Source organism: Pseudomonas sp. B21-028 (assembly GCF_024749045.1).
Taxonomy (GTDB): domain Bacteria; phylum Pseudomonadota; class Gammaproteobacteria; order Pseudomonadales; family Pseudomonadaceae; genus Aquipseudomonas.
On sequence record NZ_CP087184.1, the window covers coordinates 369,890 to 395,180 of the forward strand.

General features: G+C 61.5%; 20 protein-coding genes. 8 read left to right on the forward strand and 12 right to left on the reverse strand.

Annotation, left to right across the window (positions count from 1 at the left end):
* Positions 1-78 precede the first annotated feature (78 nt).
* The 4 genes from LOY35_RS01705 to gpmI form a co-directional block, all read right to left on the reverse strand.
* Complete coding sequence (locus tag LOY35_RS01705; RefSeq protein ID WP_258629977.1) at positions 79-861, reverse strand: divergent polysaccharide deacetylase family protein; 783 nt, start codon at positions 859-861, stop codon at positions 79-81.
* A gap of 1 nt (position 862) precedes the next feature.
* Positions 863-2,179 (reverse strand): S41 family peptidase, encoded by a 1,317-nt coding sequence (locus LOY35_RS01710; protein WP_258629978.1) that lies wholly within the window; start codon positions 2,177-2,179, stop codon positions 863-865.
* A gap of 32 nt (positions 2,180-2,211) precedes the next feature.
* A complete protein-coding gene (locus LOY35_RS01715) occupies positions 2,212-3,504 on the reverse strand; it encodes a murein hydrolase activator EnvC (protein ID WP_258629979.1) in 1,293 nt (430 codons plus the stop codon).
* A 239-nt stretch (positions 3,505-3,743) separates the two neighbouring features.
* Complete coding sequence (gpmI, locus tag LOY35_RS01720) at positions 3,744-5,273, reverse strand: 2,3-bisphosphoglycerate-independent phosphoglycerate mutase (RefSeq protein ID WP_258629981.1); 1,530 nt, start codon at positions 5,271-5,273, stop codon at positions 3,744-3,746.
* Between the two features lie 152 nt (positions 5,274-5,425).
* Between gpmI and LOY35_RS01725 the strand changes: the two genes are divergently transcribed.
* Genes LOY35_RS01725 through secB form a run of 3 tightly spaced genes read left to right on the forward strand, consistent with a single transcriptional unit; the run spans position 5,426 to position 6,614 of the window.
* Positions 5,426-5,839, forward strand: a complete 414-nt coding sequence (locus LOY35_RS01725) for a rhodanese-like domain-containing protein (RefSeq protein WP_258629982.1) — start codon at positions 5,426-5,428, stop codon at positions 5,837-5,839.
* A 1-nt stretch (position 5,840) separates the two neighbouring features.
* Positions 5,841-6,095 (forward strand): glutaredoxin 3, encoded by a 255-nt coding sequence (gene grxC, locus LOY35_RS01730; protein WP_258629983.1) that lies wholly within the window; start codon positions 5,841-5,843, stop codon positions 6,093-6,095.
* A 36-nt stretch (positions 6,096-6,131) separates the two neighbouring features.
* Entirely contained in the window at positions 6,132-6,614 is a 483-nt protein-coding gene (gene secB, locus LOY35_RS01735; protein WP_041024716.1) for a protein-export chaperone SecB, read from the forward strand.
* Positions 6,615-6,778: 164 nt separating this feature from the next.
* On the opposite strand, the gene trmL is transcribed toward secB, so the two are convergent.
* Entirely contained in the window at positions 6,779-7,234 is a 456-nt protein-coding gene (gene trmL / locus LOY35_RS01740; protein WP_046064092.1) for a tRNA (uridine(34)/cytosine(34)/5-carboxymethylaminomethyluridine(34)-2'-O)-methyltransferase TrmL, read from the reverse strand.
* On the opposite strand from trmL, the gene LOY35_RS01745 reads away from it, so the two are divergent.
* Positions 7,233-7,673, forward strand: a complete 441-nt coding sequence (locus tag LOY35_RS01745; protein WP_258629987.1) for a hypothetical protein — start codon at positions 7,233-7,235, stop codon at positions 7,671-7,673. The genes trmL and LOY35_RS01745 overlap by 2 nt on opposite strands.
* Positions 7,674-8,097: 424 nt before the next feature.
* On the opposite strand, the gene ntrC is transcribed toward LOY35_RS01745, so the two are convergent.
* From ntrC to glnA, 6 genes are all read right to left on the reverse strand, one after another.
* A complete protein-coding gene (gene ntrC, locus LOY35_RS01750) occupies positions 8,098-9,534 on the reverse strand; it encodes a nitrogen regulation protein NR(I) (protein ID WP_258629990.1) in 1,437 nt (478 codons plus the stop codon).
* Entirely contained in the window at positions 9,531-10,616 is a 1,086-nt protein-coding gene (gene glnL / locus LOY35_RS01755; protein ID WP_258629992.1) for a nitrogen regulation protein NR(II), read from the reverse strand. Before glnL ends, ntrC begins: the two co-directional genes overlap by 4 nt.
* Positions 10,617-10,869: 253 nt before the next feature.
* Positions 10,870-11,490 carry a DUF4124 domain-containing protein gene (locus tag LOY35_RS01760; protein WP_258629994.1) on the reverse strand — a complete coding sequence of 207 codons (621 nt, stop codon included), beginning with the start codon at positions 11,488-11,490 and terminating at the stop codon, positions 10,870-10,872.
* A complete protein-coding gene (locus LOY35_RS01765) occupies positions 11,487-12,002 on the reverse strand; it encodes a DUF4124 domain-containing protein (RefSeq protein ID WP_258629996.1) in 516 nt (171 codons plus the stop codon). The genes LOY35_RS01760 and LOY35_RS01765 overlap by 4 nt, the downstream gene beginning before the upstream one ends.
* Before the next feature lie 197 nt (positions 12,003-12,199).
* A complete protein-coding gene (locus LOY35_RS01770) occupies positions 12,200-12,754 on the reverse strand; it encodes a chorismate mutase (protein WP_258629997.1) in 555 nt (184 codons plus the stop codon).
* Positions 12,755-12,871: 117 nt separating this feature from the next.
* Positions 12,872-14,278: a glutamate--ammonia ligase gene (glnA, locus tag LOY35_RS01775; RefSeq protein ID WP_024778072.1), complete on the reverse strand. Its 1,407-nt coding sequence runs from the start codon at positions 14,276-14,278 to the stop codon at positions 12,872-12,874.
* Between the two features lie 329 nt (positions 14,279-14,607).
* Between glnA and thiI the strand changes: the two genes are divergently transcribed.
* Positions 14,608-16,062, forward strand: a complete 1,455-nt coding sequence (gene thiI / locus LOY35_RS01780; protein WP_258630000.1) for a tRNA uracil 4-sulfurtransferase ThiI — start codon at positions 14,608-14,610, stop codon at positions 16,060-16,062.
* 138 nt (positions 16,063-16,200) lie between these two features.
* Positions 16,201-18,021, forward strand: coding sequence for a translational GTPase TypA (gene typA / locus LOY35_RS01785; RefSeq protein WP_041024724.1), 1,821 nt, complete (start codon positions 16,201-16,203; stop codon positions 18,019-18,021).
* Positions 18,022-18,190: 169 nt separating this feature from the next.
* On the opposite strand, the gene LOY35_RS01790 is transcribed toward typA, so the two are convergent.
* Positions 18,191-18,628: a YkgJ family cysteine cluster protein gene (locus LOY35_RS01790; RefSeq protein ID WP_024778075.1), complete on the reverse strand. Its 438-nt coding sequence runs from the start codon at positions 18,626-18,628 to the stop codon at positions 18,191-18,193.
* 254 nt (positions 18,629-18,882) lie between these two features.
* Here LOY35_RS01790 and LOY35_RS01795 point away from each other — a divergent pair, with 254 nt between their 5' ends.
* Together LOY35_RS01795 and LOY35_RS01800 are read left to right on the forward strand one after the other, a co-directional pair.
* Positions 18,883-21,333, forward strand: coding sequence for a glycogen/starch/alpha-glucan phosphorylase (locus LOY35_RS01795; protein WP_258630002.1), 2,451 nt, complete (start codon positions 18,883-18,885; stop codon positions 21,331-21,333).
* Between the two features lie 317 nt (positions 21,334-21,650).
* The gene (locus tag LOY35_RS01800; RefSeq protein ID WP_258630008.1) at positions 21,651-25,277 is read left to right on the forward strand and encodes a DUF2339 domain-containing protein; all 3,627 of its coding nucleotides are present in this window, start codon (positions 21,651-21,653) and stop codon (positions 25,275-25,277) included.
* Positions 25,278-25,291: the final 14 nt, after the last annotated feature.

Below are 25,291 nucleotides of genomic sequence, written 5' to 3' on the forward strand. Positions count from 1 at the left end.
GAGCAAGCCCGCTCCCACAGATGATCGAGTCTGGCCGAGCCTGCTCCGGGCGGCGATCCGACGATTGCCGCGACGCGGTTATCGATACACCCCATCTTTCCCATGCCCTGTCATCGCCCGATTGCTGCGCAGGCTGATCATCGACTTGATATCGATCCATTCAATGCCCTGGGCCTTGAGCCGGGGCAGTTCGCGTTCGAGCACCGCCAGGGTCTGCGGGTAGGGATGACCGATCATCACGGCCGAACCCTGGCGGCGGGCCAGGTCGATGGCGGTCTGTAGCTGGTGGGCGATGGCGGCTTCAGTGCGCTCGTCGTCGAGGAATACATCCCGCGACACGCTCGCGAGGCCAATCTTCTGGGCTTCGGCGGCGGCGACGGTCTGGGCGCTGGTGCGGCTGTCCACGAAGAACTTGTGCCGCTGTTGCAAGTCCGCCATCAGCCACGCCATGGCTTGGGGCTGGGCGGTCATGCGGCTGCCCATGTGGTTGTTGATCCCGCTGGTATAGGGCACGGCGGCGAACGCGGCGTCGAGGCGTTTTCCCAGCTCTTCAATCGATAGCTCGGGATGCCAGGCGAACGGCCCGGTCGCCGGGTCCATGGGCATGTGCAGCATGACGATCTTGCCGGCGCGGTGAGCCTCGCGGGCGAATTCGGCGGCGTGGGGCGTGTCGGGCATGATCGCGGTGGCGACTGGGCCGGGAAGCGCCAATACCCGGCGATCCCGGGGCAGGTTTTGCCCCAGGTCGTCGATGATCAGGCTCAGGTAGGCCTTGTGTGGTGAAGCCGTGGGTGTGTCGGGCGCTGCAAAAGCAGCGCTCGCCAGGCAGCACAACAGGCCGAGGATGAAGCGCCGGCGCATCTCAGCGGCCGGAAGTGATGTTCAGTCCTTTGAGCAGGCTCAGGGCCTGGGCCAGTTGGTAATCGTCATCCTGCGGCATCGGCTTGGCCTTGCCGCCGGAACCGCTCGGCTTGTCGGCGCCGCCGTTGCCATTGCCCAGATGACCTTGCAGGTCGGCTTCCTTGAAATACTCGCTGTCCTGCTCGTTGGTAATCTTGGCCTTGCGCACCTCGATATCCGGGATAATGCCCTGGGCCTGGATGGAGCGGCCGTTGGGCGTGAAGTACAGCGCGGTAGTGATCTTCAGGGCGCGATCGTTGTTCAGTGGCAGCACGGTCTGCACCGAGCCCTTGCCGAAACTGGTGGTACCCATGACGACGCCGCGTTTCTGGTCCTGCAGGGCGCCGGCGACGATTTCCGAGGCCGAGGCACTGCCACCGTTGATCAACACCACCAGTGGCACGGCTTCGCTGAGGTCGTTGCCGGTGGCCGAGAAACGCAGCTCGGAGTTGGCGATACGCCCCTTGGTGTAAACGATAAGGCCCTTGGTGATGAAGTGATCGACCACTTCCACCGCCGATTGCAGCACGCCGCCGGGGTTGTTGCGCAGGTCCAGGACCAGACCGTTGAGTTTCTTGCCATTATCCTTGCGCAGCTTGGCCAGGGCCTTGGCGACTTCTTCGCCGGTCTTGACCTGGAACTGGGTGATGCGGATGTAGCCGTAGCCCGACTCCAGCAGCTGGCTCTTCACGCTCTTGACCTGGATGACCGCTCGCGTGAGGGTCACGTCGAACGGCGTACCGCCGTCGCGCACCAGGGTCAGGGTGATCTTCTGGCCGATCTTGCCGCGCATCTTGTCCACGGCTTCGGTCATGCTCTGGCCGCGGGTCGGCTGGCCGTTGATCTTGACGATGAAGTCGCCGGCCTGGATCCCTGCCTTGGAGGCCGGGGTGTCGTCGATTGGCGAGACCACCTTGATAAAGCCGTCCTCACTGCCGACTTCGATACCCAGGCCGCCGAACTCGCCGCTGGTGCTTTCCTGCAATTCGGCAAAATCCTCCGGCCCCAGGTAGGCCGAGTGTGGGTCGAGGTTGCTGAGCATGCCCTTGATGGCGTTCTCCAGCAGCATCTTGTCATCCACCGGTTCGACGTAGGCGGCCTTGATCCGGTCCATGACTTCGGCGAAGGTGCGCAGCTCATCCAGCGGCAACGGGGCCTTGGTGGTCGCGGCCGTGGCGGCAGGTGCCGACGGGGCCGGTCCTGCGGCAAAAGCCAGGGGCGCGCCGATCACAAGGGCGATCGTCAGGGCCAGCGAGGTGAGGCGGGACAAATGCAGCATGTCGAACGAACTCCTTAGTTGGATGGGCGCGCTTATCCTTGCGCACGACACCATTGGGCCGGGTCACTGGGGCGACCCTGCTGACGAATTGCGAAATACAGCGCGGGCGTATCCTGCCCGCCACTGTTGCCGACCGTGGAGATGGACTCACCGGCCTTGACCACATCCCCCGCCGCCTTGAGCAGCGTCTGGTTGTGGCCATACAGACTCAGGTAACCGTTGCCGTGGTCGAGGATCACCAGCAGGCCGGCGCCGCGCAGCCAGTCGGCGAACACCACCCGCCCGCCATGAACGGCATGCACCTGGCTGCCGGCGGAAGCGCTGATCATCACGCCGTCCCATTTGGTACGGGTGTCGTCGCCGCGGGTTTCACCAAAGCGCGCAAGCAATCGACCATTGACCGGCCATGGAAGTTTGCCCCGGGCGGAAGCAAAGGCGCCGCCGAAGGTTTCGCCGTCGCTGGAAACCAATGCGCCAGGGCTGGACTTCGCCGGTTTGCGCGGTGCATCGTCCGAGTCCGCATCGGCCTGGGCTTCACGCAAACGCTTTTTTTCGGCTTCCTGCTGGGCAATCAGCGCTTTCTGCCGCGCTTCCTCTGCCTCTCGAGCCTGGCGAGCCAGGGTTTCCTCGATGGTTTTCAATACTTTCGCCAGTTCGGCCTGGTCTTGCTCACGAGCCTTGAGCTTGCTGTCCCGTGCCTTCACATCGTCATTGAGCCTGGCCAGGGCCAGGGCTCGTTCCTTGCGCACTTTCTCGAGCTCTTCGCGCTGGGTGTCGAGGCTGCTTTTCTGCACCAGCAACTGGGCTTGCTGCAGTTCGATGTCTTTTTCGACATTGGCCAGTTGGTGCAGGGTTTCGTTGAATTTCTTGAGTTGTTCCAGACGTGCCTGGCTCAGGTAGTCGTAATAGGTGAGGGTGCGGGCGAACTTCTCGGGGTTCTGCTGGTTGAGCAACAGCTTGAGGTACTCCTGGCGGCCGCTCTGATAGGCCGCACGGGCCTGGATGGCGATCAGGTGTTGCTGTTCAGTGCGCGCGCTCTGGAGTTTTTTTTTCTCTCCATCGAGCCGCTGCAGCTCGGATTCGCTTTTCTTCAGCTCTTTTTGCAGGGCATCGACCTGTTTCTCCAGGTTGCCCATCTCGGTCTCGGTGCCGCGCAGGTCTTTCTGCACGCCGGCTTTCTCTTCTTGCAGCTTGCCCAGCAGCTTCTTCAGCTCCGCAATGTCCTGGCGCGTGGCTTCCAACTGCTGTTGGGTTTGCGCGCGCTCGTCAGCGAAGGCCGGTTGGAGCAGGCAGGTCAGAGCGAGGGCTATCAGGACGCGAAGCATAGAGGCGGGCGATACCAGGGAAAGGGACGGCCTAGTATGCCCGCCCCACGCCGCAAAAAAAACGCCCATTTGGGGCTGTGTGATAACTGGGCTGGAGTTAGGCAGCAAATCACCGCCAAACCTCTGTGGGAGCAAAGCTTGCTCGCGATGACGCCAGTACATTCAACAAAATGTTGGCCGTCCGGTCGCATCGCGAGCAAGCTTTGCTCCCACAGGGTGGGTTGGGGTTGACCCTGATGTCAGACCAGGATCGAAGTCCCGGTCATTTCCGCCGGCTTGTCCATGCCCAGCAGCATCAGCATGGTCGGTGCCACGTCGGCCAGCACGCCACCGTCGCGGACCTTGAAGTCGCGTTTGCCAACATAGATGAACGGCACCGGCTCGGTGGTGTGGGCAGTGTGGGCCTGGCCGGTGGATTCGTCGGACATTTGCTCGACGTTGCCATGGTCGGCCGTGATCAGCGCTTCGCCACCGACCTTTTCCAATGCCTCGACGATCCGGCCAACGCAGGTGTCCAGGCATTCCACCGCCTTGACCGCCGCATCGAACACGCCACTGTGACCGACCATGTCGCCGTTGGCGTAGTTGACCACGATGACGTCGTAACGCTGGTTTTCAATGGCGTCGACGATCCGATCGGTGACTTCCGGAGCGCTCATCTCCGGTTGCAGGTCGTAGGTGGCGACTTTCGGCGATGGGATCAGGATGCGTTCTTCGCCCGGAAACGGTTCTTCGCGGCCGCCCGAGAAAAAGAATGTCACGTGGGCGTACTTTTCGGTTTCGGCGATGCGCAGCTGGGTCTTGCCATTCTTCGCCAGGTAATCGCCCAGGACGTTTTCCAGGCTGCCGGCGGCGAAAGCCGAGGGGGCGGGGATGCTGGCGGCGTACTGGGTCAGCATCACGAAGCCGGCCAGTTTTGGCTGGCGAGCGCGATCGAACTCCTTGAAATCGTTTTCGACGAAGACCCGGGTCAGCTCGCGGGCGCGGTCGGCGCGGAAGTTCATGAACACGACGGCGTCGCCATCCTCGACTTTGACCGGCTCGCCGATGGTGGTGGCCTTGACGAATTCGTCGCTTTCGCCGCGCTCGTAGGCGGCTTCGAGACCTTCCTGGGCGGTGGCGGCGCTGAATTCGGCGTTGCCATCGACGATCAGGTTGTAGGCCTGGGCGACACGGTCCCAACGGTTGTCGCGGTCCATGGCGTAGTAGCGACCGACGATGCTGGCGATGCGGCCCTTGCCGAGCGCCTGGAAGGTGGTGTCCAGCAGCTCGATCGAAGAGGCGGCGCTTTTCGGCGGGGTGTCACGGCCATCGAGGAAGGCGTGCAGGTAGATCTTCTCGGCGCCGCGCTTGAAGGCCAGTTCGGCCATGGCGATCAGGTGGTCCTGGTGGCTGTGCACGCCACCGTCGGACAGCAGGCCCATGAAATGCACGGCCTTGCCGGCGGCCACGGCTTTATCCACGGCGGCGCAGATGGTCGGGTTCTCGAAGAACTCGCCGTCGCGGATCGCTTTGGTGACGCGAGTGAAGTCCTGGTAAACCACGCGGCCGGCGCCGAGGTTCATGTGGCCGACTTCGGAGTTGCCCATCTGCCCGTCCGGCAGGCCGACGTCCATGCCGCTGCCGGAGATCAGGCCGTTCGGCACGGTGGCCCACAGGCGGTCCAGTACAGGCTTGTTGGCCGAATACACAGCGTTGGATTCGTGGCTGTCACTGTGACCGAAGCCGTCGAGAATCATCAGGACCAAAGGTTTAGGCGTGGTAGTCATGGAATCCACTCGTGGCTGGTTAAAAGAAGACGATGGAAAAGGGACGGGCAGTTTAAAGGTAAGTTCCGGTGCCGTCACCGCCGGGCGGGGTTTGGCCGACCCTGAGTGCTGTGTATACTGGCCGACATTTTAACGCCCTGGAACCTCCTTCGATGGTTGCTCACCTGATTGAATTCGCCACTAACCACTACATTCTCGTCGGTATCTTCGTCGTACTGCTGGCATTGCTGCTCGCTCATACGATGCAGGGCGGCGGCCGCAGCCTGAGCACCGCCGAACTGACCGCGCTGGTCAACAAGGACGCTGGCGTGGTGGTGGACATTCGCCCGGGCAAGGATTTCGCCGCCGGTCACATTGTCGGCGCGTTGAACATTCCCCAGGACAAACTGGCCGCGCGTATCGGCGAACTGGAAAAGCACAAGGCCAAGACCATCATCCTGGTCGATGCCATGGGCCAGACGGCCGGTACCCACGCCCGCGAACTGATGAAATCCGGTTTCACCGCCGCCAAGCTGTCCGGTGGCGTGGCGACCTGGAAAGCCGACAACCTGCCCCTGGTGAAGTGAGATGACCCACGTCGTTGTCTATTCCAGCGATTACTGCCCCTATTGTTCCAGAGCCAAGTTCCTGCTCCAGAACAAGGGCGTGGCTTTCGAAGAGATCAAGGTCGACGGCAAGCCGCAGCTGCGCGCCGAAATGACCCGCAAGGCCGGACGCACATCCGTGCCGCAGATCTGGATCGGCAACACCCACGTGGGCGGTTGCGACGACCTGTTTGCCCTGGAGCGCGCCGGCAAGCTCGACGCAATGCTTCAGGCCTGAATCCCCTAAAGAACCTGAAAGTGAGAAGGATCTGCGATGACTGACCAACAGAACACAGCTGCCAGCGAAGAAGAAGCCGCACCGCAATTCTCCTTGCAGCGCATTTATGTACGTGACCTGTCCTTCGAAGCCCCGAAAAGCCCGGCGATCTTTCGTCAGCAGTGGGAGCCGAGCGTAGGTCTGGACCTGAACACCCGCCAGAAGGCCCTGGAAGAAGACTTCCACGAAGTGGTGCTGACCCTGTCGGTTACCGTGAAGAACGGGGACGAAGTGGCGTTCATCGCTGAAGTCCAGCAAGCCGGGATCTTCCTGATCAAGAACCTCGATGCCGCTTCGATGAGCCACACCCTGGGCGCGTTCTGCCCGAACATCCTGTTCCCGTATGCCCGTGAAGCGCTGGACAGCCTGGTGACCCGCGGCTCGTTCCCGGCTCTGATGCTGGCTCCGGTGAACTTCGACGCCCTGTACGCCCAGGAACTGCAGCGCATGCAGGAAGAAGGCGGCGCGACGGTTCAATAAGCGCCCGACAGCCGGCTACAAAACCTGTGGGAGCGAGCCCTGTGGGAGCCGAGCTTGCTCGCGATGGAGTCGACACGGTTCAACTTTAAACCGCGTCATCGTTCATCGCGAGCAAGCTCGGCTCCCACAGGCTCGCTCCCACAGGAGTTTCTGGCGTTATGGATTCAGGCGAAACCGTTCTGCCGCCAAGCCTCATAGACAGCCACCGCCACCGTATTGGACAGGTTCAGGCTGCGACAGCCTTCCCGCATCGGCAGCCGCAGGCGCTGGTCTGCGGGTAGCGCGTCCAGCACGTCGGCCGGCAGGCCTCGGCTTTCCGGTCCGAACAGGAACGCATCGCCGGCAACGAAACTGGCGTCATGGAAGGGCCGCGAACCCTTGGTGGTGAAGGCGAACAGGCGCGGGTGGCCGAGGCTTTCCAGACAACTGGCGAGGTCGGCATGACGTTGCAAGGTGGCATACTCGTGGTAGTCGAGGCCGGCGCGGCGCAGGCGTTTGTCGTCCATCTCGAAGCCCAGCGGTTCGATCAAATGCAGGTGGCAGCCGCTGTTGGCGCACAGCCTGATGACATTGCCGGTGTTCGGCGGAATTTCCGGTTGAAAAAGGATGACGTGAAACATGCACGGCTCCGATAACAAAGATGACGCGCATTCTACGCTGCAAACCGATGAGCGTTCGAAGCTATTCCCGCGCGTCATGGGCTCCCTGGCAATCTTCGGGTTGATGATTGGCCTGATGATCGGCCGTCTGACCAATCCCGAGCCGAGCGTATTGGAACGCATCGAAGTGAGCGATGGGGTGCTGGTAGCCTGGTTCAATGAGGAGCCAAAACTGCACGGGGAAATCGTCGATGGCTCCGTGGCGTTATTATTCGAAGCTGAAGGCCCGGCGCAGAAGGGGCAGTTGAAGCTCAACGGCAAGGATGTGAACTGGCGGGTGCGCTTGAGTGACAAGGGTTTGTTGCTGACATTGGTGGCGGCGCGTCCACTGCGGGGTGAGTGGGCCGGCAGCGAGGTGGATGACCGCTGGCGGCTGGAGGTCCGTCTCCGGGAGCAATAAAAGAGGGAAACCTTGACCTGCCTGTATCAAGGCCCCCAAAACGATGGGCTCGATGAGCCCGGATAAAATGGGGATTCCCCGGCCTGCCTGTACCAAGGTCCCCGAAACTGGGTGGTGATCGGGTTATTGCAGGGGGCGTGCCAGTTTTAAATGGCTTGTCACGAAAAACCTTTCGATGTTGTGCAAAGCCCCGTATTCCGGGGCTTTGGTTTTTTTACGGTAAGGTTTTCCGAGGTGAATCGATCGGCCTGGGCCTGTATGAAGCGCGCAGTTGCGGTTCGTGGTGCATTGGTGTGGTGCACGGAGCTTTCAAAAGCATCGCGAGCAGGCTCGCTCCCACAGGAACTTGCGGACACCGATGTCCAATGTGGGAGCGAGCCTGCTCGCGATTGGCCTTCAGATTCAGCGAAAAGCCAACGGCAGCTCAGCCCTCGTCGCTCTCGTCATCATCCCCGCCATCGACCTTCATCCCCAATTCCTTGATCTTGCGGGTCAAGGTATTGCGACCCCAGCCCAGCAGCACGGCGGCGTCGCGGCGACGGCCGGCGGTGTGCTTGAGGGCGGTCTCGATCATGATTCGTTCGAAACTCGGCACGGCGCTGTCCAGCAGGCTTGATTGGCCACGGGCCAAGGCCTGATCGGCCCACTGACGCAGGGCCTGTTCCCAGTTGGTCACCGGGGCCGAGTCCTGTGGCAGGTTCAGCAGTTCCGGCGGCAGGTCGCCGATATGCACCTCACGTCCCGAGGCCATGACGGTGATCCAGCGGCAGGTGTTCTCCAGCTGGCGTACGTTACCGGGCCACGGCAGGTTCTTGAGGTATTCCTCGGTCTCGCTCTTGAGCAGCTTGGGCTCCACCGCCAGCTCCTGGGCGGCGCGGCTGAGGAAATGCCGGGCCAGGGTCGGAATGTCCTCGCGACGATCCGCCAGGCGCGGGATATGAATGCGGATCACGTTCAGGCGGTGGAACAGGTCTTCACGGAATTTGCCGGCGTGCACCAGGGTTTCCAGGTTCTGGTGAGTCGCGGCAATGATGCGCACATCGACCTTGACCGGGGTATGGCCACCCACCCGATAGAACTCGCCGTCCGCCAGCACGCGCAACAAACGGGTCTGGGTGTCGGCCGGCATGTCGCCGATCTCGTCGAGGAACAAGGTGCCGCCGTCGGCCTGTTCGAAACGCCCGCGCCGCAGGTTGGCCGCGCCGGTGAATGCGCCTTTCTCGTGGCCGAACAGTTCGGACTCCATCAGGTCCTTGGGAATCGCGGCCATGTTCAGCGCGATGAAGGGCGACGCCGCCCGTGGGCTGTGGCGGTGCAGGGCATGGGCCACCAGCTCTTTACCGGTACCGGATTCGCCATTGATCAACACAGTGATATTGGAATGGCTCAGGCGTCCGATGGCGCGAAACACTTCCTGCATCGCCGGCGCTTCGCCGATGATTTCCGGTGTGCGGGCCAGGGCCGGCACTTCTTCCAGGCCCTGTTGCTCCTGGGCGTGCTGGTTGGCGCGCTTGACCAGGGACACTGCTTCGTCGACATCGAACGGCTTGGGCAGGTATTCGAAGGCGCCGCCCTGGTAGGACGCCACGGCGCTGTCCAGGTCGGAGTGGGCGGTCATGATGATCACCGGTAGCCGGGGATGCTGTTCGCGAATCCGTGCCAGCAGGTCCAGGCCGCTCGCGCCGGGCATGCGGATGTCGGAGATGATGACGTCCGGTTGCTGACGGGCCAGGCGGCTCATCACGCCATCGGCGCTGTCGAAGCTCTGGGTGGTCATGCCTTCCTGCTGCAAGGCTTTTTCCAGGACCCAGCGGATAGAACGGTCGTCATCGACGATCCACACGGTTTCACTACGGCTCATGTCGATGTGGCTCCTTGTTCCAGTGGCAGGAAGATCGAAAAGGTGGTGTGGCCGGGGTGGCTCTCACACTCGATCAGGCCCTGATGCTGACTGATGATGTTCTGGGTAATGGCCAGGCCCAGCCCGGTACCGTCCGGACGGCCGCTGACCATGGGAAAGAAGATGGTTTCCTGCAGCTCCGTGGGGATGCCCGGGCCGTTGTCGATGATTTCGATCTTGGTCACCAGCCGATGCCGTACATGACCGATGGTGAACTGGCGCAGGGCGCGGGTGCGCAAGCTGATGCGGCCCAGGCGCAATTCGTTCTGGCCGCCGATGGCCTGCATCGCATTGCGCACGATGTTCAACACGGCCTGGATCATCTGTTCGCGGTCGATCAAGACATCGGGAATGCTTGGGTCATAGTCGCGCACCAAGGTGATGCAGCCCTGGCTTTCGGCCTCCACGAGACTGCCGACGCGCTCCAGCACTTCGTGGACGTTGCACAGGGCCAGGGCGGGCAGTTTGTTGGAGCCGAGCATGCGGTCCACGAGATTTCGCAGGCGGTCGGCTTCCTCGATGATGACGTTGGTGTAGTCCTTGAGGCTTTCTTCGGGCAGCTCCCGGGCCAGCAGTTGCGCGGCGCCACGGATGCCACCAAGGGGATTCTTGATCTCGTGGGCCAGGCCCCGCACCAGCATCTTGCTGGTTTCCTGCTTGGACAATTGCGCCTCTTCCTTGGTGATGCGCAGCAAGCGATCACGAGGGTGGACTTCCAGCAGCAACAGGGTGGCGCCGTTACTCAGGATCGGGGTTACCGCGTAGTCGACCGTCAGCGTCTGGCCGGTCAGGGCGGTGAGCATCGCTTCGCGCTTGGTGAACGGGTGAGCCTGCTCCACGGCCTGGCGCAAGGAGTTGAGTGCCTCGGCGGATTCGGTGAACAGCTCGCTGATGAATTGTCCATGGCTGCGCTGGCCGCTGACAGCCAGGAGCATCTCCGCCGCCGGATTCATGTACTCGAGGCGCAGTTCGGCATCGAGCAGAATGGTCGCGGTGGTGAGGTTATCGAGTAGCAAGCGGTGTAGTGCGTCGCTAATGGTCATCGGGACCTCTTTTGAAGCGTGGCAATTCGGGGCCGGTCCCAAATTGCGCGCGCAATGAATGCGCTGATGGCAGGAAAATGCAAAAACCAAACCAAGGCTCCGAAAAGAAGCGTTTAGAGCCTGAAAAGGGCTTTTTGCGCCCAATTGCGTGGCGTTCTGCCAGTTTTTCCGGGTACTTTCGAACCAAAATGGGTTGGTACCTGAGTAGCGGTGCAACGATATGCACCAATATAGTGCGTAGGCAGGAGGGGCGTTAGAAGAATGGCAGGATGCTGCTTTCTTCTTCGGGCTTGTCGGCGAGGGGGCATTCGGGGCGCTGGCCATAGTCTGCCGTGGCGCAAGGCTTGATGCGGCGTTTCTGCGCCAGCGAAATGCGCTGCATGTGGAAGGGCTGGTTGGCGGTGCGTTCGAGAGTGCGGTCTTGCTCGTCGAGGATTTCTACCGCCAGTTGGTGAGTGCCCCGATCGATGTTGCTCAAGGCAAACACTGGGCTTGGTCCTGGTTCGCCAGTGGGCCGGCCGTCGAGCAGCAAGCGATAGCGATGGCCCTTTTTCAGACCCGGCTCACTGGTGACGGTGACGATCAGTTCCCCCGCTGTGCTGCGTATCGTGGTGTCTGGCTCCGGGATCAGCAGTCGGAGCATCTCGTAATGAAACAGGGGTTTTGACTGGGCTTCGGAGGTTGGCGCCGAGGTTGCGGCAGCAGGCGGCATAGGCATCCGGTTGCCGGATGGCAGTTGGACTTTCTTCGCATTGCCGGGGCGCGGTTGATCGGTGAAGACTCGATTGCCCTGGGCGTCTATATAGGTATAGATCTGCGCCATTGCTGGCCAGGCGACCAGTGACAGGCACAGGGCAAGCGCCCAGCGGCTCATGGCCGGTGCACCCGCTGCACGGTAAAAGTGACCGTTTCGCTCTGTTGCACAAGGTTTTCCCCATCGATGACCTGGACCGCCAGGCGGTGCTCGCCCCGGTCGATGTTCACCAGTTGCAGGCGCGGCACGTTGGAGGGCTGGCCGTAGGGCTGGTCGTCCAGCAGCAGCCTGAACTGATGAGGGCTTTGCAGGCGCGGTTGCGCCCGGACGCCGACGGTGAAGGTGCCATTGTTGGCGCGCAGAGCTTCCTCGGTGGGGATGTCCGTCAGTTCGAGTGTTTCGTAGGCCTTGCGCGACGCTTCGCTGTCGGCGGGAGCTGTTGGCGCGTCCGGGCTGGTTGGGGACTGGCGCTCGATGCTGTTGAGTGGTGGCAACTCCACCGTCTGAGCCGGTACGCCTTGGGGCGGCTGGTTGCTGTAGGCGGTGTTGCCCTCGGCGTCGGTGTATTTGTAGATTTGGGCTGCTGCGGGCAGTGCCAGTAGCAACAAAACGCCAGGAAAGACACGACCCATAAAAATCGACCGGAAACTGAAAGTGTTGGATGCAGCATAGGACAAGGAGCCGCTAGGCCCAACCCAAGCGTTCAAACACTGAAGTCCTCTTGTGGGAGCGAGCCTGCTCGCGATGGCGATCGATCAGCAACATTGCTGTTGCCTGATACACCGCTATCGCGAGCAGGGCTCGCTCCCACAGGGAAATGTGTGTTGACTTAGCTTTTGGCCAGGCACAGTTCCGCAGTCGCCCGGATCAGGGCAAGCCGGCGCACCGGGTGCTGTTTGTTGTGGTGGGTGGCTCGGGCCAGCCATTGCGGGCACTGCGGGTCGGTACGGTAGGGGGCGAAATCGGCCAGCTGTTGCAACAGGCGCTTTTGCAGTCGATCAAGCTGCGGGCGGATTTGCCCTGCCAGGTCCGGACGCGGGAGATCCGGGGCCTTGCCTTCCAGGGTCCAGTCGGACAGGTTGATGTACTGCACCAGTTTGTTGGCTTCTATCTGGGCGCTGAAAAACGCTTCCACGGTTTCACCAGACAGCTTGTAGACCGGCGCCTGGGCGACGGCGGCGGCAATGACTTCACGCTCGCGCTGGCGGTCTTCCACTGGTTTATGACTGTCCCATTTGCTCAGCGCCACTTGATCGGCGATGGCTATGCGTTCGCCAATGACGTTCAGCAGAGGCGTCAGAGCGTCGGGAGCCGGCGTGGCTTCGGCTGTGCTTGCCAGCAGCGTGGCCGAGAGGGCAAGGCCAAGTGTGAAGCGCAAGTTCATGGGCGGTCTCTTCTTCGGGGAGGGGCGGCGGTCATCATGCAGTAACCTGCGCCCATGAAAAAGGCCTCCCGAAGGAGGCCTCTCTTGTTTCACGCCGCGTGTGCGAGCGCTACCGGATCAGCAGCTGTAGTACAGCTCATATTCCAGTGGGTGTACGAAGGTGCGAACCTTGATTTCTTCTTCGCTTTTCAGTGCGATGTAAGCGTCGATGAAGTCATCGCTGAATACGCCGCCCTTGGTCAGGAACGCACGGCCCTTGTCCAGCTCTTCCAGGGCTTCTTTCAGGCTGCCGCAAACCTGCGGGATTTCCTTGGCCTCTTCAGGCGGCAGGTCATACAGGTTTTTGTCAGCGGCATCGCCAGGGTGGATCTTGTTCTGGATACCGTCCAGACCGGCCATCATCAGTGCGGCGAAGGCCAGGTACGGGTTGGCGGCCGGATCCGGGAAGCGGGCTTCGATACGGCGAGCCTTAGGGCTGTTCACGTAAGGAATACGGATCGAGGCGGAACGGTTGCGAGCCGAGTAGGCCAGCATTACCGGTGCTTCGAAGCCTGGGACCAGACGCTTGTAGGAGTTGGTCGACGGGTTGGTGAAGCCGTTCAGGGCCTTACCGTGCTTGATGATGCCGCCGATGAAGTACAGGGCGGTGTCCGACAGGCCGGCATAGCCTTCGCCTGCGAAGGTGTTCTTGCCGTCTTTGGAGATCGACACGTGAACGTGCATGCCCGAACCGTTGTCGCCGTACAGTGGCTTCGGCATGAAGGTCGCGGTGCGGCCGTAGGCATCGGCAACGTTGTGCACGACATACTTCAGGGTCTGGACTTCGTCAGCCTTCTTGACCAGCGTGTTGAACTTCACGCCGATTTCGTTCTGGCCGGCAGTCGCCACTTCGTGGTGGTGAACTTCCACGGTCTGGCCCATTTCTTCCAGTGCGTTGCACATGGAGGTACGGATTTCGTGGTCGAAGTCGAACGGTGGTACTGGGAAGTAGCCGCCTTTCACGCCTGGACGGTGGCCTTTGTTACCGCCTTCCACGTCTTGGTCGGACATCCACGAACCTTGTTCGGAGAAGATCTTGAACATGGAGCCGGAGATGTCGGACTTGAATTTGACCGAGTCGAAGATGAAGAACTCAGGCTCAGGACCGAAGAAAGCGGTGTCGCCGATGCCGGTGGACTTCAGGTATTCCTCGGCACGGTGGGCGATGGCGCGTGGGTCGCGGTCATAGCCTTGCATGGTCGAAGGTTCGATGATGTCGCAGACCAGGATCAGGGTCGGCTCTTCGGTGAACGGATCCAGGACGGCGGTTTCGTCGTCCGGCATCAGGATCATGTCGGATGCTTCGATGCCTTTCCAGCCAGAGATGGAGGAGCCGTCGAACATCTTGCCGATTTCGAAGAAATCGTCATCCAGGGCATCGCGGGCCGGCATGGTCACGTGATGTTGAGTGCCTTTGGTGTCAGTGAAGCGCAGATCAATCCACTTGACGTCATGATCTTTGATGAGTTGAACCGACTTCGACATATGTCCTCCGGGTGGCTTCGGGCGGGTAATGGTATGCCCGTAGATATGAGTGATGCCGGCGCGAATACTCTGCCAAGGCAACCTGCCTCACAAGGGAGCAAATTGCATGCCAGTGCCCCAGCTTGGGTTTTTTGCACCAAACCCACGCCTTTGGAAGGCTTGAACAGCGGATTGTCAGACAATTACGCACTGTAATGTAGCGCAATGGAAGGCTTGTGACCTGTTTTGGTGCGCTAAAAACCAAGCACACATTAATTGGTCAAACCTTGAGCAATTTCCGCTATAATCCGCGCCCCCCTTTTTCGGCTGGCCGTTCGCGCGCTGTTTTCATGAAACTAATCGTAAAAGTCTTCCCCGAAATCACCATCAAGAGCCGCCCGGTCCGGACGCGTTTCATCCGGCAGTTGGCTAAGAACATCCGTGCCGTGCTCCGTGATCTGGACCCGGTCGTGGTGGTGAATGGCGTGTGGGACAATCTCGAGCTGGAAACCCGCGTCAGCGAACCCAGGATCCTGAAGGAAATGACCGAGCGGCTGACCTGCATGCCGGGCATCGCGCATTTCCTGCAGGTGGATGAATATCCGCTGGGGGATTTCGACGACATCGTTGCCAAATGCAAGCAGCATTATGGCGATGCGTTGGCCGGCAGGATTTTTTCGGTACGTTGCAAGCGTGCGGGCAAGCATCCGTTCAGTTCGATGGATGTGGACCGCTACGTCGGCAGCCAGCTGCGCCAGCAGTGCGGCGCCGCCGGTATTTCGTTGAAAAACCCGCAGGTTGAAGTACGCATCGAAATTCGCGACCAGCGGTTGTTCGTCATCCACAGCCAGCACAACGGCATCGGCGGGTATCCGCTGGGGGCCCTGGAGCAGACGCTGGTGCTGATGTCCGGCGGCTTCGACTCCACGGTCGCGGCCTACCAGATCATGCGGCGCGGCCTGATGAGCCATTTCTGCTTCTTCAACCTCGGCGGGCGTGCCCATGAGCTGGGCGTGATGGAAGTGGCGCACTTCATCTGGAAGAAGTACGGCAGCTCCCAACGCGTGTTATTTGTGAGTGTGCCGTTCGAAGAAGTTCTGGGGGAAATCCTCGGTAAAGTCGACGACAGTCATATGGGCGTCATTTTGAAGCGTATGATGTTGCGTGCCGCGTCCAGTATCGCCGATCGCTTGCACATCGATGCGCTGGTCACCGGCGAGGCGATTTCCCAGGTATCGAGCCAGACGCTGCCGAACCTCTCGGTTATCGACTGCGTGACCGAAAAACTCGTGCTGCGCCCGCTGATCGCCAGCCACAAGCAGGACATCATCGACACGGCCAACGCGATTGGCACCGCCGAGTTTGCCCGGCACATGCCCGAATACTGCGGCGTCATCTCGGTCAACCCGAAGACCGCCGCCAAGCGCGGGCGCGTGGAGCATGAAGAGAAAGAATTCGACATGGCGGTGCTCGAGCGTGCGCTCGAAAACGCCAGGCTGGTCCCGATCGATCGAGTGATCGACGAATTGGGCCAGGACATCAAGGTTGAAGAAGTCGGCGAAGCGCTGGCCGGTCAGATCATCATCGACATCCGTCACCCGGACGACGCTGAAGACGACCCGTTGAGCGTTGCCGGTATCGAGGTACAAACGATGCCGTTCTATGCAGTGAACGCGCGTTTCAAGGAACTGGACCCTACTCGCCAGTACCTGCTGTATTGCGACAAAGGCGTGATGAGTCGCCTGCATGCCCACCATCTGCTCAGTGAGGGGCATGCCAATGTGCGCGTTTATCGACCGAGCTAAGTGCCCGGGGCTGTTTGCCTGTGGCCTGCGTCACCGGCCCCCCGACGCCGCCGACAAGCTGTAGCGGCTTTGTCGGACTCAACGTAAATCGCTGCCACGACCTGTCAGCACACCGAATCCTCTGATCGAGATACACAAGTGATCGAAAATCTACGCAACATCGCCATCATTGCCCACGTTGACCATGGTAAGACCACCCTGGTAGACAAACTCTTGCGTCAATCCGGCACTCTGGAGCGCAACGAGCTCAACGACGAGCGCGTGATGGACTCCAACGACCAGGAAAAAGAGCGTGGTATTACCATCCTGGCGAAAAACACCGCCATCAACTGGAACGGCTACCACATCAACATCGTGGACACCCCGGGCCACGCCGACTTCGGTGGTGAAGTAGAGCGCGTGATGTCGATGGTCGACTCCGTGCTGCTGCTGGTCGATGCCCAGGACGGCCCTATGCCGCAAACCCGCTTCGTGACCAAGAAAGCGTTCGAAGCCGGCCTCAAGCCGATCGTCGTGATCAACAAGGTCGACCGTCCGGGCGCGCGTCCTGACTGGGTTCTGGACCAGATCTTCGACCTGTTCGACAACCTGGGTGCCACCGACGAACAGTTGGACTTCAAAGTCGTCTACGCCTCGGCCCTGAACGGTATTGCCGGTCTGGACCACACCGACATGGCTGAAGACATGACCCCGCTGTACCAGTCGATCGTCGACAACGTACCGGCGCCGGATGTTGACCGTGACGGTCCGTTCCAGATGCAGATCTCGGCTCTGGACTACAACAGCTTCCTGGGTGTTATCGGCGTTGGCCGTATCGCTCGTGGTACCGTCAAACCGAACACTCCGGTCGTGGCCATTGGTGCCGACGGCAAGAAGCGTAACGGTCGTATCCTGAAGCTGATGGGCCACCACGGTCTGCACCGTGTGGATGTTGAAGAAGCAGCTGCTGGCGACATCGTTTGCATCAGCGGTATGGAAGCGCTGTTCATCTCCGACACCCTGTGCCACCCGGACACGGTCGAAGCGATGAAGCCGCTGACCGTTGATGAGCCAACCGTTTCCATGACTTTCCAGGTCAACGATTCGCCGTTCTGCGGTAAAGAAGGCAAGTTCGTGACTTCCCGCAACATCAAGGAACGTCTGGACAAAGAGCTGCTCTACAACGTTGCACTGCGCGTTGAAGAAGGTGACTCGGCCGACAAGTTCAAGGTTTCCGGTCGTGGTGAGCTGCACCTCTCGGTACTGATCGAAACCATGCGTCGCGAAGGCTTCGAAATGGCTGTAGGCCGTCCGGAAGTGATCATCCGTCTGGTTGACGGCGTGAAGCATGAACCGTTCGAAAACGTCACCATCGACCTGCCGGAAGAATCCCAGGGCAAGGTGATGGAAGAGATGGGCCTGCGTAAGGGCGACCTGACCAACATGGTGCCGGATGGCAAAGGCCGTGTTCGTCTGGAATACAACATCCCTGCTCGTGGTCTGATCGGTTTCCGTAACCAGTTCCTGACCCTGACCAACGGTGCTGGCATCCTGACCTCGATCTTCGATCGTTACGACGTGATGAAGTCCGGCGACATGTCCGGCCGTCAGAACGGCGTTCTGGTTTCGGTAGAAACCGGCAAGGCGCTGACCTACTCCCTGGAAACCCTTCAGGCGCGTGGCAAGCTGTTCGTCGAGCACGGCCAGGAAGTCTACGGTGGCCAGATCGTTGGTTTGAACAGCCGCGACAACGACCTGGGTGTGAACCCTACCAAGGGCAAGAAGCTCGACAACATGCGTGCTTCGGGTAAAGACGAAACCATCGCCCTGGTTCCACCTGTTCGCTTCACCCTGGAACAGGCCCTGGAATTCATCCAGGACGACGAGTTGTGCGAAGTGACGCCGAAGTCCATCCGTCTTCGCAAGAAGATCCTGGACGAAAGCGAGCGTACCCGCGCTGCCAAGAAAGCCAAGGCTTGATCGTCTAGCTCCGGCTGAATGAAAAACGCCCCCGGTCGTGAGATCGGGGGCGTTTTTTTATGCCTGGGATTTTGTGCTGGCTATTCGGGCCTCATCGCGAGCAGGCTCGCTCCCACATGGACGGTGCTGAACCTGTGGGAGCGAGCCTGCTCGCGATAGCGTCAGTGGATCAAAACCGATCCAGCGTCCGCGGATTGCGCTCGCGCTCCACTTCCTTGGGCTTGTACGCGCAATACCCCGGCCGTGGCCCGACCCGCGGATGATTGCGGCAGGTGTCCGGGCGTTTCTCGTAAATGGTGCACAGGCGGCTCTTGCGGTCCAGATAAAGGCAATCGTTGTTGCTCATGCGCTGGAGCGTGAAAATCTCCGACTTCTGGTTGTAACGCTCGACGATCCCTTCCTTCTGCAGGCGCTTGGCGATGTTTTTAGGTGGGTCGCCCAATTCGAATTCGTCGACAATGCCGATCCGGATCAGGTCCTTGATCTTGACCTCGACCGGGAGCGTGCAGCAGCTCGACACGCAGGAACCGCACATAGGGGCGGAGTACTTGGCCCAGGTATCGAGTCGGTCGATCTCCGCGGCGGCGATCAGGTTGGGCTTCATCATCTAGGTATACCGGCATACATCAGGGCGCGCGATCATACCGGGACTGGTGAAATTTTGAACGACCATCCGCCGTTTTTTTTTCGTCCAGGCAAAACCCCTCCTTTGGCGGCATGGCCCCTGCATTCATTCGTTCATCGGCAATTTCCTGGCGGCAATTCTCCGGCATTCGGGGAAAAACCACCGAACCAAGAGCCTTTGCCGTCTGTCAGACCGTCTAGGCTCAGACAATTCCATGCTCGTTCGAGGTCTTATTCATGACTCAAGAACCACTTGTTCGCGAGGCCGAAGTGGCCGCATTTCGCGACGCCGTGTTGACCAAACTCACTTATGCCGTCGGCAAGGACCCGGATCATGCGTTTGATCACGATTGGTTCGAAGCCATTGCCCTTGCAGCCCGCGACCACATGGTCGAGCACTGGATGGACCACACGCGACAGATCTATCGCAAGGGCCAGAAGCGGGTCTACTACCTTTCCCTGGAGTTCCTCATCGGGCGCTTGCTCTACGACAGCCTGAGCAATCTCGGCCTGCTGGACACCGCCCGCGAAGCCTTGACCGAACTGGGTGTGGATCTGGAGCGCATTCGCCTGCTCGAGCCCGACGCGGCGCTGGGCAATGGCGGCCTCGGCCGGTTGGCGGCGTGCTTCATGGAAAGCATGTCGACCCTCGGCATCGCCGCCCATGGCTATGGCATTCGTTACGAGCACGGCCTGTTTCGCCAGGCCATCGTCGACGGTTGGCAGCAGGAGCAGACCGAGCACTGGCTGGATTTCGGCAACCCGTGGGAGTTCGAGCGGCCGGAAGTGGTCTACCCGATCGGCTTCGGCGGTAGCGTCGAGACCGTCACCGACGACACCGGCAAGACCCGGCAGGTCTGGTCTCCGGGTGAAACCGTGCGGGCCATCGCCTATGACACCCCGGTCGTGGGCTGGCGGGGTGCGAGCGTGAACACCCTGCGCCTGTGGCGCGCCCGGGCCGTGGAAGACCTGCATCTGGAGCGCTTCAATGCCGGTGATCACCTCGGTGCCGTGGCCGAGGTCGCCCGGGCCGAAAGTATTTCCCGCGTGCTCTACCCGGCCGACAGCACCGAGGCGGGCCAGGAACTGCGCCTGCGCCAGGAATATTTCTTCGTTGCCGCTTCGTTGCAGGACCTGTTGCGCCGGCATCGCAACATGCACACCTCGGTACTGACCCTGGGCGATCACGCGGCGATCCAGCTCAACGACACCCACCCGTCCATCGCCGTGGCCGAGCTGATGCGTCAACTGGTGGACGTCTACGACGTGGCCTGGGACGCGGCCTGGCAGATCACCCAGGACACGCTGTCGTACACCAACCACACGTTGCTGCCCGAAGCCCTGGAAACCTGGCCGGTGGGGTTGATGGAGCGCATGCTGCCGCGGCATATGCAGATCATTTACCTGATCAACGCCCAGCACATCGATTCGCTGCGGGCCAAGGGTGTGCACGATTTCGACGTGCTGCGCGCGGTGTCGCTGATCGAAGAGGACAACGGTCGCCGGGTGCGCATGGGCAACCTCGCGTTCCTCGGTTCCCACAGCGTCAACGGCGTGTCCGGGTTGCACACGCAACTGATGCGCAGCACGGTGTTCTCGGAACTGCACAAGCTCTACCCGGAGCGGATCAACAACAAGACCAACGGCGTCACCTTCCGCCGCTGGTTGTTCCAGGCCAACCCGGAACTGACCTCGATGATGATCGATGCCCTGGGCCCGAGCGTGCTCGACAACCCTGAGGAGCGCCTGATCGAGCTGGAGCCGTTCGCCGACAAGCAGGCATTTCGCAAACTGTTCGCCGAGCAGCGCCTGCACAGCAAGAAGGCCCTGGCCTACCTGATCCATGAGCGCTTGGGCATTGCCGTGAACCCGGCGGCGATGTTCGACGTGCAGGTCAAGCGGATCCACGAGTACAAGCGTCAGTTGCTCAACCTGATGCACACCGTGGCGCTGTACCAGGCGATTCGCGCCGAGCCGGAGGTGGACTGGGTGCCGCGGGTGAAAATTTTCGCCGGCAAGGCCGCCGCCAGCTATCACCAGGCCAAGCTGATCATCAAGTTGACCAACGACATCGCCCGGGTGGTGAACAACGACCCGACCGTGCGCGGCCTGCTCAAAGTGGTGTTTCTGCCCAACTACAACGTCAGTCTGGCCGAAAGCATCATCCCGGCAGCGGACCTGTCGGAGCAGATCTCCACGGCCGGTTTCGAAGCGTCGGGCACCAGTAACATGAAGTTCGGCCTCAACGGCGCGCTGACCATCGGCACCATGGATGGCGCCAACGTGGAAATACATGAACGGGTAGGGGGTGAGCACATGTTCATCTTCGGCCTGACGGCCGAGCAGGTGGAAGCGCGCAAGCGCAACGGTGAATTCAGCGCCGCGCCGGACATTGCCGCGTCCCATCGCCTCAGCGATGTGTTGCAGGCGATTCGTGGCGGGGTGTTCTCGCCGGACGATCCGATGCGCTACACCGGCCTGGTGGATTCGCTGGTGGACTATGACCGCTTCCTGGTCTGCGCCGATTTCGACGCTTACTGGAACGCCCAGGCCAAGGCCGAAGAACGCTGGCACGATTCCAAGCAGTGGTGGCGTTCGGCGGTGCTCAACACGGCACGCATGGGCTGGTTCTCCTCCGACCGGACCATCCGCGAATATGCCACCGACATCTGGAAAGCACTGGAATAGCTTCTGCAAGAAATGTGAGCGAAGCCCAACGGCAAGTGGGCTTCGTCGATATACTGAGCGCCAGTTTCGCCGGACTGTGTGGCCGGATTCAGTACTGGAAGCATCCATGATCAATGTGGGAGCGAGTCCTGTGGGAGCCGAGCTTGCTCGCGATGAACGATGACGCGGTTTGCAGTTGAACCGTGTTGAGGTCCATCGCGAGCAAGCTCGGCTCCCACAGGGCTCGCTCCCACAGCTTGTGTGTGGTTTCCACTAGACTGAGCCAGACACCGCATCACCCGGTCATGCCCGCAATGGGCCGCTCAGGGATATCAACCATGCAATGGATTTTGACGCTGTTGGGCCTGGCAATCGGCTGGGTGGTGGATGAGTCGTTCGCCGATGCGCTGATAGGCGCATTGTCGGGGCTTGGCATCGCTTTGGTCTTGCGGCTGCGCCGTCTCGGCGCCCAGGCCGGCAAACAACAGAGTCTGCTGGAAGCGACCCGGCACAGCTTGCTGACCCTGGAAGCACGTCTTGCGGTTCTTGAGCGCGACGGCACGGTATCTGCGCCGAGCGCACCGGCACCGGCACCCGAGATCATTGTGGCCCAGGCTCCGAAGCCCGAAGCCCGGAGCGAGGCAGAACCAGAGCCGGAGTTGGTCTGGGAGCTGCCGCCAGACCTGGCACCGGCCCCCGCGATGGTCACGCAAGCCAGCCAACCGCTGCCCGACGACATCTGGACCCCCACGCCCGTCACCTCTCGGCGCGATACCCACGCAGCCGAGCCTCTGGAACCGATTGTCACGCCGCCCGTTCCTCGCGGCCCGGGTTTCATCGAGCGTGCCGTGGCCGGTGCGCGCAACTGGCTGTTCGGTGGCAATACCGTATTGCGGGTTGGCGTGCTGCTGTTGTTCCTCGGCCTGGCGTTTCTGTTGCGTTATGCCACTGAAGGCATGGTGGTGCCGATCGAACTGCGTTACGCCGGTGTCGCGGCCAGTGCGTTGGGCCTGCTGGGCCTGGGTTGGTGGCTGCGTCAACGCAACAACAGTTATGCGCTGATGCTCCAGGGCACCGGCATCGCAGTGCTGTACCTGACGGTGTTCGCCGCCATGCGCCTGCATCCGCTGCTCGATTCGAAGGCCGCGTTGGGGTTGCTGGTGGCGGTCACGGTGTTCTCGGCGATCCTGGCGGTGACCCAGAATGCTCTGGGGCTGGCCGCTGCCGCCGCGTTGGGCGGCTTTGCCGCGCCGATCCTGACCTCCACCGGCAGCGGTAACCATGTCGCGCTGTTCAGCTATTTCATCCTGCTCAATACCGGCATCCTCGCGATTGCCTGGTTCAAGGCCTGGCGCCTGCTCAACCTGATCGGTTTTGTCGGCACCTTCGGTATCGGTATCGCCTGGGGCCTGCGCTCGTATACGCCGGCGTTGTTCTTCAGCACCGAGCCGTTCCTGATCGTCTTCTTCCTCATGTACCTGGCGATTGGCTTGCTGTTCACCCGGCGCAAGTTGCTGGAGATGAGCGACGGTCCCGAGGATGACAGCCGTGAAGCGCTGCTGCGCTGGTCGGCGCGCAAGGGCGATTATGTGGACGGCACGATGCTGTTCGGCCCGCCGCTGGTGGGCTTCGGCTTGCAGCTCACGCTGGTGATGTTCCTGGATCTGGCGGCGGCGTTCAGTGCCTTGGTCCTGGGCATGATCTACATGGGCCTCGCCCGCGTGTTGATGAAAGGACGCGCCCTGTTGCTGGCCGAGACCTGCCTGGCGCTGGGGGTGATTTTTACCAGCCTGGCGATTCCCCTGGGCCTCGATGCCCGTTGGACCACGGCGGCATGGGCGGTGGAAGGCGCGGGGATTTTCTGGCTGGGGTTGCGTCAGCAGCGGCCTCTGGCGCGTGCGTTTGCCTTGTTGCTGCAGCTGGGCGCGGCGCGGGCTTTCTTCGGCGAGTTGCAGCTCGGCCAAAGCAGCCTGCTCCAGGGCGCCCCATTGGGGGCGTTGATGCTTGGCGTCGCCTTGCTGTTCAGCTTCTATCAACTGCGCAAGGCGCCGCCCGAGCACACCGCGAGTTGGGAGCGCCAGGTGTTGCCGGTGCTGGCTGTGTTGGGCCTGGGCTCGCTCTATCTGCTGGCGCCAATGTTTTTCTTCACCCACGGTACCGCTATCGCCTGGGCGCTGGCCGGGCTGGCGACGCTGTTTGTCGGCCTGCGTCTGCAATCGCGCGCCTTCCTGTTCACGGCATTCGGTGTGCAACTGTTGGGGGGCGCGCTGTTCCTGATGCGCTTGAGAGGCGCTGAAGGGGATTCGGCGGCGGTGTTCGCCGCCGGCTGGAGCGGCTTGCTCAGTGCCTCGTTGATCGGCCTGGCATTGATCGGCGGCATGTTGCTGGCCGCTCGCGACGAGATGGTGCGCAACGATGTTCGCTTGCTGCGCGGTTTGTCGGTGGTCTTGTTGGCGGGGCTGGCGTTGATCAACCTCGCTGTGCTGTTCGTCCTGCCCTGGCAGACGGCCAGTGGCGTGTGGGCCGCCAGTGGTCTGTTGATCATCTGGTTGAGCCTGTATCTGAAACAACGCATGAGCTTCGTGTTTGGTCTGCTCCTGCAACTGCTGGGCGGTGCTGCGTTCCTGATGGCGGGGCCGGCCTTGCTGGGACCGCTCGACGGCGAGGGGCTGCGGCCCCTGGCCCACAGTGGTTTCTGGACACCGATGGTGCTGGGGCTGGCGGCGCTGGTGGGCGCATGGCGATTGCAGCGAGGCCATCCGGCGGCGGTATTCGAGGCCCTGAGCTTGCAACGCTTGTCCGAGCTGCTGTTGATCTGGGGCGCTGGTTGGTGGGCGCTGACGTGGGTCAGCGAAGTGCTGCGCTTTGCTCCGGTCCATTTGCAGGGCAGCTTGTTGCTGGTTGTCGCGGCGCTCAGTGTCGCGGCGTGGGCGATTCTGGCGCTGCGCTTGCGGTGGCCGGCGCTCGGGTTGCTGTGCACCTTGCTGATTCCTGCGGCCAGCTGTGTGCTGGTCGCGACCTGGCACAGCCGTTACCACCCGGCGGCGGATTTCGGCTGGCTGGCCTGGCTGATCCTGTTCGCTGTGCATTTCCTGTCGCTCAAACGCCTGGCCTCGATGCTCCCGGACCCGGTCCGCAGTACCGCCCATGTGCTCGGTTGCTGGTTGCTGATCGGCGTATTGGCGCTGGAACTGCGTTATGGCCTGATGCTGTTGTCCGAGCAATACAACGCCTGGCGTTGGCTGGGTTGGGCGATCCTGCCGAGCCTGTACCTGGTGCTGATGGCCGCGCCGCGAGCCTGGCCGTGGCCGATATCGGCCCAGCCGCGGGAGTACCGCATCTACGCGGCGGCGCCCCTGGCGCTGTTGATGCTGGGGTGGTTCTGGCTGGCCAACACCTTCAGCAATGGCATCGCCGAGCCGTTGCCGTATGTGCCGTTGCTCAACCCGTTGGAGCTGGGCTTGCTGTTTGCCTTGTTCGGTGTCTACGTCTGGGCGCGCAGTGCGGTGACGCAGTTGGCGATCCGTTGGGCCTATGCCGAGCACGTCGCCCAGTTGGTCGCCGGGGTCTCGCTGTTCGCGTTCTTCACCGCCCTGGTGATGCGCAGCGCCCACCATTGGCTGGACGTGCCGTTCGAACTCGATGCACTGCTCGAATCCATGTTCGTGCAGGCCGGGTTGTCCCTGGTCTGGACCCTGATCGCCCTGGGCCTGATGATCGGCGGACACCTGCGGCATCGCCGCGAGGTATGGCTGATCGGTGCGGCGCTGATTGCCGTGGTGGTGGCCAAGCTGTTCTTTGTCGAATTGAGTAACCGTGGTGGCCTGGCGCGGATCGTGTCGTTTATCGGCGTGGGTGTATTGCTGCTGGTGGTGGGCTACTTCGCACCGCTGCCGCCCAAACGGCCGGAAACGGTTCCGGAGGCCGAGCCGCCGATGCCTGTCAGTGAGGGAGTGTCATCTTGAGTCGCAAGTTGAGT